This is a genomic window from Streptomyces sp. NPDC057099 (assembly GCF_042671245.1).
GTDB classification, from domain to species: Bacteria; Actinomycetota; Actinomycetes; order Streptomycetales; family Streptomycetaceae; genus Streptomyces; species Streptomyces purpurascens.
Window position 1 is genome coordinate 1 of record NZ_JBHUTX010000018.1, and the last position, 11,791, is coordinate 11,791.

Annotated in this window: 8 protein-coding genes and 1 pseudogene; 7 read left to right on the plus strand and 2 right to left on the minus strand. The window is 70.9% G+C overall.

Features of this window, described 5'->3' with window-relative positions; all coding sequences use genetic code 11:
• The 6 genes and pseudogenes from ACFT4A_RS22520 to ACFT4A_RS22545 all read left to right on the plus strand — a co-directional run.
• Window positions 1–759: pseudogene (locus ACFT4A_RS22520) on the plus strand (alpha-1,4-glucan--maltose-1-phosphate maltosyltransferase); the annotation flags it as partial.
• Window positions 756–2,456 (plus strand): maltose alpha-D-glucosyltransferase, encoded by a 1,701-nt coding sequence (treS, locus tag ACFT4A_RS22525; RefSeq protein ID WP_382832754.1) that lies wholly within the window; start codon window positions 756–758, stop codon window positions 2,454–2,456. The pseudogene ACFT4A_RS22520 and the gene treS, both read left to right, overlap by 4 nt.
• Window positions 2,457–2,611: 155 nt before the next feature.
• The gene (locus tag ACFT4A_RS22530) at window positions 2,612–4,054 is read left to right on the plus strand and encodes a maltokinase (protein ID WP_382832755.1); all 1,443 of its coding nucleotides are present in this window, start codon (window positions 2,612–2,614) and stop codon (window positions 4,052–4,054) included.
• A gap of 31 nt (window positions 4,055–4,085) precedes the next feature.
• Window positions 4,086–6,845, plus strand: a complete 2,760-nt coding sequence (glgB, locus tag ACFT4A_RS22535) for a 1,4-alpha-glucan branching enzyme (RefSeq protein WP_382832757.1) — start codon at window positions 4,086–4,088, stop codon at window positions 6,843–6,845.
• A gap of 152 nt (window positions 6,846–6,997) precedes the next feature.
• On the plus strand, window positions 6,998–7,468 hold the full coding sequence (locus ACFT4A_RS22540; RefSeq protein ID WP_382832758.1) for a hypothetical protein: 471 nt from the start codon (window positions 6,998–7,000) through the stop codon (window positions 7,466–7,468).
• Window positions 7,465–7,872, plus strand: a complete 408-nt coding sequence (locus tag ACFT4A_RS22545) for a hypothetical protein (RefSeq protein WP_382832760.1) — start codon at window positions 7,465–7,467, stop codon at window positions 7,870–7,872. Before ACFT4A_RS22540 ends, ACFT4A_RS22545 begins: the two co-directional genes overlap by 4 nt.
• A 49-nt stretch (window positions 7,873–7,921) precedes the next feature.
• On the opposite strand, the gene ACFT4A_RS22550 is transcribed toward ACFT4A_RS22545, so the two are convergent.
• Together ACFT4A_RS22550 and ACFT4A_RS22555 are read right to left on the minus strand one after the other, a co-directional pair.
• The gene (locus tag ACFT4A_RS22550; protein ID WP_382832762.1) at window positions 7,922–10,183 is read right to left on the minus strand and encodes a HelD family protein; all 2,262 of its coding nucleotides are present in this window, start codon (window positions 10,181–10,183) and stop codon (window positions 7,922–7,924) included.
• 137 nt (window positions 10,184–10,320) lie between these two features.
• Complete coding sequence (locus tag ACFT4A_RS22555) at window positions 10,321–10,830, minus strand: Lrp/AsnC family transcriptional regulator (RefSeq protein WP_382832764.1); 510 nt, start codon at window positions 10,828–10,830, stop codon at window positions 10,321–10,323.
• Window positions 10,831–10,875: 45 nt separating this feature from the next.
• Between ACFT4A_RS22555 and ACFT4A_RS22560 the strand changes: the two genes are divergently transcribed.
• Window positions 10,876–11,790, plus strand: a complete 915-nt coding sequence (locus ACFT4A_RS22560) for an NAD-dependent epimerase/dehydratase family protein (protein WP_382832765.1) — start codon at window positions 10,876–10,878, stop codon at window positions 11,788–11,790.
• Window position 11,791: the final 1 nt, after the last annotated feature.

Consider the following 11,791-nt stretch of genomic DNA (forward strand, 5'->3'; position numbering starts at 1 on the left):
GCCTTCACCCGCCCGGCGATGATGGCCACCCTGGCCCAGATCGGCTTCCAGCAGTCCTACACGTACTTCACCTGGCGCAACACCAAGCAGGAGCTGACCGACTACCTCACGGAACTCTCCGGCGAGGCCGCGTCCTACATGCGGCCGAACTTCTTCGCCAACACCCCCGACATCCTGCACGCCTACCTCCAGCAGGGCGGACGCCCCGCCTTCGAGGTCCGGGCCGTCCTCGCCGCGACCCTGTCGCCGACCTGGGGCATCTACTCCGGCTACGAACTGTGCGAGAACACCCCGCTCAGGGAAGGCAGCGAGGAGTACCTCCACTCGGAGAAGTACCAGCTCACCCGCCGCGACTGGGAGGCGGCCGAGCGTGAGGGGCGCACCATCACCCGGCTGCTGACCAGGCTCAACACCATCCGGCGGGACAATCCGGCCCTCCAGCAGCTGCGCGATCTCCACTTCCACGACGCGGACCAGGAAGCGGTGATCGCCTACTCGAAGCGGAAGGGTTCGAACACGGTTCTGGTGGTCGCCAACCTCGACCCCCACCACACCCAGGAGGCGACGGTCTCGTTGGACATGCCACAACTCGGCCTGGACTGGCACGAGTCGGTGCCGGTGCGGGACGAGCTCACCGGCGAGACCTATCACTGGGGCAGGTCCAACTACGTGCGTCTCGAACCGGGCCGGAGCCCCGCGCACGTCTTCACGGTGCTGCGACCGTCCACCCCGCAGATCGGAGGGTCACCCACAACATGATCGTCAACGAACCCGTTCCTGACACCTTCGAGGACACTCCTGCCAGGGACCGCGACCCCGAGTGGTTCAAGCGCGCCGTCTTCTACGAGGTGCTCGTCCGCTCGTTCCAGGACAGCAACGGCGACGGTGTCGGTGACCTGAAGGGCATCACCGCCAAGCTCGACTACCTCCAGTGGCTCGGCGTCGACTGCCTGTGGCTGCCGCCGTTCTTCAAGTCCCCGCTCCGCGACGGCGGCTACGACGTCTCCGACTACACGGCCGTGCTCCCTGAGTTCGGCGACCTCGCCGACTTCGTGGAGTTCGTCGACGCCGCCCACCAGCGCGGCATGCGCGTGATCATCGACTTCGTCATGAACCACACCAGCGACCAGCACCCCTGGTTCCAGGAGTCGCGCAAGGACCCCGACGGGCCGTACGGCGACTACTACGTGTGGGCCGACGACGACAAACAGTTCCCGGACGCGCGGATCATCTTCGTCGACACCGAGGCCTCCAACTGGACCTTCGACCCGGTCCGCAAGCAGTACTACTGGCATCGTTTCTTCTCCCACCAGCCGGACCTCAACTACGAGAACCCGGCCGTGCAGGAGGAGATGATCTCCGCGCTGAAGTTCTGGCTGGACCTGGGCATCGACGGGTTCCGGCTGGACGCGGTGCCCTACCTGTACCAGCAGGAGGGCACCAACTGCGAGAACCTCCCGGAGACGCACGACTTCCTGAAGCGGGTGCGCAAGGAGATCGACGCGCAGTACCCGGACACCGTGCTGCTCGCCGAGGCCAACCAGTGGCCCGAGGACGTCGTCGACTACTTCGGCGACTACCCGAGCGGCGGCGACGAGTGCCACATGGCCTTCCACTTCCCGGTCATGCCGCGCATCTTCATGGCCGTACGACGGGAATCCCGCTACCCGGTCTCCGAGATCCTGGCGAAGACCCCGGCCATCCCCTCGAACTGCCAGTGGGGCATCTTCCTGCGCAACCACGACGAGCTCACGCTCGAGATGGTCACCGACGAAGAGCGCGACTACATGTGGGCCGAGTACGCCAAGGACCCACGGATGCGCGCCAACATCGGCATCCGGCGCCGGCTCGCCCCGCTGCTCGACAACGACCGCAACCAGATCGAGCTGTTCACGGCCCTGCTGCTGGCCCTCCCCGGCTCGCCGATCCTCTACTACGGCGACGAGATCGGCATGGGCGACAACATCTGGCTCGGCGACCGGGACGCGGTGCGCACGCCGATGCAGTGGACGCCCGACCGCAACGCGGGCTTCTCGTCCTCCGACCCCGGGCGGCTGTTCCTGCCGACGATCATGGACCCGGTCTACGGCTACCAGGTGACGAACGTCGAGGCGTCGATGTCCTCGCCGTCCTCGCTGCTGCACTGGACCCGCCGCATGATCGAGATCCGCAAGCAGAACCCCGCCTTCGGACTCGGCACGTACACCGAGCTGCCGTCGACGAACCCAGCGGTGCTGGCGTTCCTCAGGGAGTACGAGGACGACCTGGTGCTCTGCGTGAACAACTTCTCCCGGTTCGCCCAGCCCACGGAGCTGGATCTGAGCGCCTTCGAGGGGCGGTACCCGGTGGAGCTGTTCGGCGGGGTGCGCTTCCCCGCCATCGGCGAGCTGCCGTACCTGCTGACTCTGGCGGGCCACGGTTTCTACTGGTTCCGGCTCCGCGGGGACACCGCATGAGGGCCGTGTGAGGCCCGGATCGGCCTGCTGAGGCCTGTTCCGCGGGGCAGGCCGCAAACCCCCGCGGCGGGGCGTTTCCCCTGCCCCGCCCGGGGCACGCATGAAGGACACCCCACCCGGTGACGCATCACACATGGGTGAAAGGACGCGACGTCATGTCGGAAGCCGTCACACGCACCGTCACCACCCCGCCCGGCCTTCTCGCCTCTCTGGATCCCCTGCTGCGGGAGTGGCTGCCACGGCAGCGCTGGTTCGCCGGCAAGGGACGTCCGGTCACCGGGTTCACGCTGGTCGAGGCCACGGAGCTGCTGCCCGCCAGTGCCAAGCTGGGCCTGTACCACCTGCTCGTCCGCGCCCATCAGCCGCTCGTGCCGTCCCATGGCGCGCCCGGCCATCCCGGCGACTGCTACCAGCTCCTGATAGGCGTGCGCGAGGCGCTGCCGCCTCGGCTGGCGCCCGCGCTGATCGGACATGTGCCGACGGGGCCGCTGGCCGGCCGCACCGTCTACGACGCCCTGCACGACCCCAGGCCCGCCGAGCTGCTCCTGGAGGCGCTGCGCACCCAGGCCCGTATCGGCAGGCTCCGCTTCGAGCGGGACTCCGGCCAGGACATCCGGTCCGGGCTGGTGCCGCGCGTGGTGACCGCGGAGCAGTCCAACTCGTCCGTCGTCTACGGAGATACGTTCATTCTCAAGCTGCTGCGCCGGATCGTGCCGGGGGTCAACCCCGATCTGGAGCTGCCGCTGGCGCTGGCCCGCGAGGGCTGCCCCCGGGTGCCCGCGCCCACGGCCTGGATGGTCGCGGACATCGACCCCACGGCGGACCCGGTGATCGCGGCGGGCCAGGCGGACCTCGCCCAGCAGCCGTACGTGCTGGGGGTGCTCCAGCCGTTCGTGCAGGGCGCCTCCGACGGCTGGGAGCTGACGCTGCGCGAGCTGGCCAAGGGCGAGGACTTCGGCGCCGAGGCGCGGGCGCTGGGGCGGGCCACCGCCGAGGTGCACACCGCGCTGGCCCGGGCGCTGCCGACGGTCACGCTCGGTCACATGCAGCTCCAGCTCATGGTGGACGGCATGCTCGAGCGGCTGGAGGCGGCCGTCCAGGCGGTGCCCGCGCTGCGGCCCTACGCCGACGGGCTGCGGTCGGCGTTCACCGCGCTGGGCGATCTGGCCGCCGAGGGCCGCACCTGGACCGCGCAGCGCGTGCACGGCGATCTGCATCTCGGGCAGTGCCTGCGCTCACCCTCCGGCGAGTGGTGGCTGATCGACTTCGAGGGCGAGCCGGCCCGGCCCCTGCCCGAGCGTCGTATGCCGCAGCCGGCGGTGCGGGATGTCGCCGGCATGCTGCGGTCCTTCGACTACGCGGCCCGCTCGACCGATACGCCCCAGCCGGACTGGGCCGAGACCTGCCGGTCCGCTTACTGCTCCGGCTACGCGGAGGCCTCCGGCCGCGATCCGCGCACCGACCCGGTGCTGCTGCGCGCCTACGAGACGGACAAGGCGATCTACGAGGTGGTGTACGAGGCCCGGCACCGTCCCGACTGGCTGCCGGTGCCCCTGGCCGCCATAAGCCGGCTCTCCTCGTCCGGCCACCTGACCTGACCGACCCACCTGCGCCCAGGAGGCTGCGCCCGTGACCCCCCGCTCCGAGTCCAGCGGTTCGCACCCGAAGAAGACGGCCGGGGAGAAGATCCCCGAGCAGCCGACAGCCGCCCAGCGCAAGAGCGCCGCGAAGAAGACGGCGGTACCGAAACAGGCGGCGAAGAAGGCCGCCGCCAAGAAAGCGGCCTCGGCGCAGTCACCGGCGAAGAAGACGTCTGTGGCGAAGACGACTGCCGCGAAGAAGGCCGTCGCGAAGAAGGCGGATCCCGCGAAGGGGACTGCGGCCAAGGCAACCGCCAAGAAGGTGGCCGCGACGAAGACAGCCGTCAAGAAGACCACGGCGAAGAAGACGGCCGCCAAGAAGACCACGGCCACGAAGGCTGTCGCCAAGAAGGCCACGACCGCGAAGGCCACGGCCAGCCGGACTACGGCCGCCGGCACCCCTGCCAAGAAGGCCGCGGCGAAGAAAGCCCCTGCGAAGACAGCCACCGCCAAGAAGGCCCCCGCCAAGACAGCGGGCGTCGCCAAGACGGCGGGCGCCAGGAAAGCCGCTGCCAAGAAGGCCGCCCCCGACCAGGTCGTGCCGCCGGAGATGGAGATCGCCGTCTCGCCCGCCGTCGACGCGGTGGACCGGGAGCGGCTGCTCGGCGGGACGCATCACGATCCGCACTCCGTGCTCGGCGCGCACCCCGTGCCCGGCGGGGTCGCGTTCCGGGCGTTCCGGCCGTACGCCCTGTCGGTGACCGTCGTCGCCGGGGAACTGCGGGCGGAGCTGCACGACGACGGGGAAGGGTTCTTCTCCGGGCTGCTGCCGCTGCGGGAGGTGCCGCCGTACCGCCTGCTCGTCGGGTACGAGGGCACAGTCCTGGACACCGAGGACGCCTACCGCTTCCTGCCCACGCTGGGCGACCTCGACCTGCACCTGATCGGCGAGGGCCGGCACGAGGAGCTGTGGACCGCGCTGGGCGCGCACCCGACGATCCACGAGGGCGTGACCGGCACCCGTTTCTCGGTGTGGGCGCCGAACGCGCAGGGCGTGCGCGTGGCCGGCACCTTCAACTTCTGGGACGGCACCGGCCACGCCATGCGGTCGCTGGGCTCGTCGGGCGTGTGGGAGCTGTTCCTGCCGGACATCGGCGAGGGCGAGCTGTACAAGTTCGAGATCACCCGCCCCGACGGCTCGAAGACCCTGCGCGCCGACCCGCTGGCCCGCCGCACCGAGGTGCCGCCCGCGACCTCGTCGGTCATCACGTCCTCGGCGTACGAGTGGGGCGACGCCGAGTGGCTGGACCAGCGTGCCCGGACCCCGGCGCACGAGGCGCCGTTCTCGGTGTACGAGGTGCATCTGGCCTCCTGGCGGCCGGGGCTGACGTACCGGCAGCTGGCCGATCAGCTCCCCGGGTACGTGAAGAACCTGGGCTTCACGCACGTCGAGCTGATGCCCGTCGCGGAGCATCCGTTCGGCGGCTCCTGGGGCTACCAGGTCACCGGCTTCTACGCGCCGACGGCCCGCCTCGGCACGCCGGACGACTTCCGGCACCTGGTCGACTCGCTGCACCGGGCCGGGATCGGCGTCCTCATGGACTGGGTGCCGGCCCATTTCCCGCGGGACGACTGGGCGCTGGCCGAATTCGACGGGCGGCCCCTGTACGAGCACGCGGATCCGCTGCGGGCCGCGCATCCCGACTGGGGCACGCTGGAGTTCGACTTCGGGCGCAGGGAGGTGCGCAACTTCCTCGTCTCGAACGCCCTGTACTGGTGCGAGGAGTTCCACATCGACGGGCTGCGGGTGGACGCGGTGGCGTCCATGCTCTACCTCGACTACTCGCGCGAGGCGGGGCAGTGGACGCCCAACGAGCACGGCGGCCGGGAGAACCTGGACGCGGTGGCGTTCCTGCAGGAGATGAACGCGACGGTGTACCGCAGGGTGCCCGGCGTGGTCACGATCGCCGAGGAGTCGACCGCCTGGGACGGGGTCACCCGGGCCACGCACCACGAGGGCCCGAGCGGCTTCGGCGGGCTCGGGTTCGGGCTGAAGTGGAACATGGGGTGGATGCACGACTCGCTCCAGTACATGAGCCACGAGCCGGTGCACCGCAAGTACCACCACCACGAGATGACGTTCTCGATGGTGTACGCGTACAGCGAGAACTACGTCCTGCCGATCTCGCACGACGAGGTGGTGCACGGCAAGCGCTCCCTGGTGTCGAAGATGCCCGGCGACTGGTGGCAGCAGCGGGCCGGGCACCGGGCCTACCTCGGCTACATGTGGGCCCACCCGGGCAAGCAACTGCTGTTCATGGGGCAGGAGTTCGCGCAGGGCGCCGAGTGGTCGGAGGCGCACGGCCCGGACTGGTGGCTGCTGGACCCGGGCTACGGGGCCGAGCCCGACCACCGGGGCGTGCGTGACCTGGTCCGCGACCTCAACACCGTCTACCGGGCCACCCCGGCGCTGTGGCGCCTCGACACCGACCCGGCCGGTTTCGAGTGGATCGTCGGGGACGCCGCCGACGACAACGTCCTCGCGTTCCTCAGGCTGGACCCGGAGGGCACCCCGATCCTGGCGGTGTCGAACTTCGCGCCGGTCGTCCGCCAGGACTACCGGCTGGGCGTGCCCGAGGACGTCCCCGCCTGGCACGAGGCCGTCAACACCGACGCCGCCCGCTACGGCGGCGGCGACATCACCAACCCCGACCCGGTCAAGCCCGAGGCCCAGCCCTGGCACGGCCGCCCGGCCAGCATCCGCCTGACCCTGCCGCCGCTGTCGACGGTGTGGCTGCGCCCGGCGTGAATCGACAGGTCTGCGGCGACCTGTGACATCTCTGTGACGGGAGGTGTGGCTTCCGCCACAGCCCGTCCCGTCGGGCCCTGGTGGGGTGGCGGCATGCGCCGTGCCACCCCACCGGGCCGTGGGGGTCCGCCCGCGCGGGATGGGGTCACGGCGTGCTGATCGGTCTGGGCATCTCCGTCATCTGTGCCCTCGGCGCGCTGGTCGCGGCCGCGGGAGTCGTCGCCATGGCGTTTCCCGGCCGCCCCGAACCCTGGATGCCACTGCTGCTGCGCCGCGCGGCGACGATGTTCGCCTGGGCGGCCGTGTCCGTCTACTCCCTGGGGTTCTTCGCCGTGCTGGAATCGGAGTGGGAGTTCGGCGAAGGCGCCTCCTCGGTCCCGGCCCGGGCCTGCCTCGAAGGCTTCGACCGGGACACGACCGAGGGCCTGTCCCACCACCGGGCCTCGTACCTGCCGTTGCGCTTCGACTGCGTACGCCAGGACGGCAGCCTCTACACCGCCGATCCCTCCTACCTGTGGATGAACTGGGCGAGCATGTCCTGCGCCCTGTCCGCCGCCGGGCTCGCCATCGGCGCGGGCTACGCGACCGAGTTCCGCGCGCGGAGGAGCGCGGCGGTCTCATGACGCTGCTTCCCGTCTTCGTCGGGCTCGTGGTGGTCCTGGTCGCGCTGCGCGGGCTGCTGGCGCATCCGCTGCTGCCGCTGTGGGTGCGGACCGCGGTGTTCTGGGCGGTGCCGTGCGGTGCCGTCACCTGGGTCGTGATCATGACGGCGGACGACCCCGTGCTGTTCCCGGAGACCGCGCCCTGTCCCGCCGAGCCGATGCGGGAGGGCTTCCTCGGGGACGGGAAGGCCTGGGGAGTCTCCACGCCGTTTCCGCCGCGGGCCTACTGCGAGTGGGAGGACGGCACCACCTACGGCCTCACGCCCGGCGCCGAGTTCGTGTTCTGGGTCTTCTTCGCCCTGACCGTTGTACCGCTCGCGGCCGGGCTGTGGCACGCCCTGCGGGATCCGAGGTCGCTGCTGTGACAGGCGGCCTCACGTCCCGCAGGGCGTCGGAGAGCCCGTGCCGTCCGGGCTACCCGAAGTGTTCGGCCAGCGCCTTCGGCAGCTCCCCGGTGTGCAGCACGCCGAGCCGCTGGGTGGCCCGGGTCAGGGCCACGTACAGGTCGCTGGTGCCGTAGCGGCCGGGCTCGACCACCAGGACGGAGTCGAACTCCAGGCCCTTGGCCTGGCGCGGGTCGAGGAGGACGACCGTGTGGGTGAGGTCGGGTTCGGCGCCCGCCGTCACGCCGTCCAGCCGGGCCGCGAGGCCGCGGTGGAGGTCGCGCGGGGCGATCACCGCGAGCCGCCCCTCGGCCGGGGTGAGTTCCTCGACCGCCTTGGCGACGGCGCCCGGGAGGTCGTCGGTGGCCCGTGCCCACGGCCGTACGCCCGTGGAGCGGACCGAGCTCGGCGGCTCGAACTCCGGGTGCTCGGCGCGGACCACGGCCGCCGCGGCGTCCATGATCTCGGCCGGGGTGCGGTAGTTGACGCCCAGGCGGGTGTGCTCCCAGCGGTCCTCGACGTACGGGTCGAGGATGCCCGCCCAGGAGCCGACACCGGCCGCCTCCGCCGTCTGCGCCGGGTCGCCGACCAGGGTCATGGAGCGGGTCGGGCTGCGCCGCATCAGCAGTCGCCAGGCCATCGGCGACAGCTCCTGCGCCTCGTCGACGATGATGTGCCCGAACGCCCAGGTGCGGTCGGCCGCCGCGCGCTCGGCGGCGCTGCGGTGGTCGTCCTCCTCGTGCCGCTCGGCGAACCGCTCGGCGTCGATGACGTCGTGCGCGGACAGCACCTCGCTGCCGTCGGGGTCGCTGTCCTCCTTGTCCTCGAACTCGTAGGTCCGGGAGGCGTACGACACCTCCAGCACGCCCTGCGCGTAGGCGATCTGCTCCTCACGCTCGCGCGCGGCGCGCTCCCGGGCCAGCCGGTCGTCGTCGCCGAGGAGTTCGGCCGCCTCGTCGAGCAGCGGCACGTCCGCGACCGTCCAGCGCCGCGTCACCGGGCGGCGTACGGTCTCGGCGTCCTCGGCGGGCAGGAACTCCTCGGGCGCGGCGAGGAAGTCGGCGACGAGCCGCTGCGGGGTGAGCACCGGCCAGAGCTGGTCGATGGCGGACCAGACGTCGGGGTTGTCGGCGATGTCGTCGCGGATCTGGGTGATGTCGCTGGGGTCGAGCAGGCTGGACCCGTCGAAGGGGTCGGTGCCGATCCGCTCGGCGTACAGGTCGGTGAGCGCGTTGAGGATGTGGCCCTCGAAGTGCTCGCGGGCCGCGTTGTGCGGCAGTTTGGCGGCGCGGGTGCGCTCACGGGCGACGTTCACCAGACCGTCGTCGAGCATGAGGACCTCGCGGTCGTGCTCGATGGCGATGACGGGGTCGGGCAGCGCCTGCCGGCTCCGGACGACCTCGGCGAGGACGTCGGCCATGCCGGCCCGGCCCTTCACGGCGGCGGCTTCGGGCGTGTCGGTCGCGGTCGCCTTCACTCCGGGGAACAGCTCGCCGACGGTCGCGAGGAGCACGCCCGTCTCGCCGAGGGAGGGCAGCACCTCGCCGATGTAGCCGAGGAACGCCGGGTTGGGTCCGACGATCAGCACCGCCCGCTTGGCGAGCAGTTCGCGGTGCTCGTACAGCAGATACGCGGCGCGGTGCAGCGCGACGGCCGTCTTGCCGGTGCCCGGACCGCCCTCCACCACCATGACGCCCCGGTGCGGGGCGCGGATGATGCGGTCCTGGTCGGCCTGGATGGTCTGCACGATGTCGCTCATCCGGCCGGTGCGGGCCGAGTCGAGCGCGGCGAGCAGCACGGCGTCGCCCGTCGGGTCCTCGTGGCCGGTGCGGGTCTCGTCGCCGAGGTCGAGGATCTCGTCGTGCAGATGCGTGACCTCCCGGCCGTCGGTGGCGATGTGCCGCCGGCGCCTGAGGTCCATCGGGGTGTGGCCGGTGGCCAGGTAGAAGGGGCGGGCGACATCGGCACGCCAGTCGATCAGGACGGGGGTGCGCTCGGTGTCGTCGGTGCGCAGCCCGATCCGGCCGATGTGGTGGGTGACACCCGAGGTGAGGTCGATCCGGCCGAAGCACAGGGAGCCGTCCACCGCGTTCAGCGCGGCGAGCAGCCCCGAGCGCTCGGCGACGAGGATGTCCCGCTCGAGTCTGGCCTGCATGGGCGTGTTGCCCTGGGCGAGCGCGTCCGTGACGGAGGACTCGGTGTCGCCGCGCAGGGCGTCCACGCGTGCGTACAACCCGTCGATGAATTCCTGCTCCTGCCGCAATTCATCGTCCGGAAATTCGGTGTTTGACAATTCCACTCCCGCCCGGATATACTGTGCTCACTGAACTTCGCGTGACTTCTTTCGGGTTGAAGTCACGAACAAACAAATATACGCAAGGAAATCCCCCGAGCGCAATTGCTCGGGGGATTTCCTGTTGTCCGGGCGGGTCAAGGCAACAGCGGTTTCCGCTCCACCGGGGAGGTCAGCACGATCGACGTCGTCGTGCGCCCCAGCGCGGAGACGCCCTCCAGGACCTCCTCCAGGTGGACGGTGTCCCGGACGGCGACCTTGAGGATCCAGCAGTCCTCGCCCACCACGTGGTGCACCTCGGTGATCTCGGGCCGCTCGATCAGCTCCAGGGTCCTCGGGTGCTTGAGGTTGTAGCCGCCGTGCGGGTTGACGCGGATGAACGCCTGGATGCCGTAGCCGAGCCGGGCCGGGACGACCTGGGCGCCGTAGCCGCTGATCACGCCCGCTGCCTCCAGTCGCCGCACCCGCTCGGTGACCGCCGCCGGGCTGAGCCGGACCCGGCGGCCCAGCTCGCTGAGCTTGATCCGGCCGTCGGTCTGGAGCAGGTGGAGGATCTGCCGGTCCAGCGCGTCGAAGACCACCGAGGTTTCGTCGGCGGTGGCGCGCAGATGCCGTGGTTCTTTCGGCGTGGCGGCCTGAACTCCCATGGTTCCCCCTTCAGTACGTGGATGTACGCCAGGAGAATTATGGCCATGGAAAAGGTCCGGAACGTACTGGTCATCGGTGGAAGCCGCTACATCGGAAAGCGCCTGATCGCACAGCTGCGGGACGCGGGGCACCACGTCACCGTGCTGAACCGGGGGTCCGCCCCGCCGCCGGCCGGGGTGGAGCATCTGGTCGCCGACCGGGACGACGAGCGGTCGCTGACCGAGGCGCTGGGCTCGCGCGCCTTCGATGTCGTCGTCGACCAGGTCTGCTACACCCCGCGCCAGGCGGCGCTCGCCCGCCGTGTCCTCACCGGCCGTACCGGCCGCTATGTGATGACCTCGACGGTCGAGGTGTACGAGTACGAGGACTCCCCCGCCCTCGTGCGCGAGGAGGCCGTCGTCCCGTCCACTGTGTCCGTGGACCTCGAACTGCCCTGGGACGACCCGGCGTTCCGGGAGGCGCACTACGGGGAGGGCAAGCGGCAGGCGGAGGCGGTCCTCGCGGCCGACGGCCCGGCGTTCCCGTACACGGCGGTGCGGGTGGCCCATGTGCTGGGCGGGGACGACGACTTCACCGGCCGGCTGGCCCACTACGCCAAGCGGATCCGCACCGGCGAGCCGATCGCCGTGCCTGTGGTGAACCGGCCCGCCACGTACATCCACGTCGAGGAGATCGCGGGCTTCCTCGCCTGGGCGGCGGGCCAGGAGTTCACCGGGCCGGTGAACGCCGCCTCGCACGGGACGCTGAGCACCGAGGAGTTGTGCGCGGCGGTGGCCGCGCATGTCCCGGGCGGCCGGACCGTGTTCCGGCCCGTCGAGGTCGGCGAGGTCTCGCCGTTCTCCTTCCGCCGCTCCTACGGCATGGACAACACCCGTGCCACCCGGCTCGGCCACACCTTCGGCGATGCCCGGCAGTGGTTGCCGCGTGCCGTCGCCGAGACGCTCGGAAAGGGCGACTGAC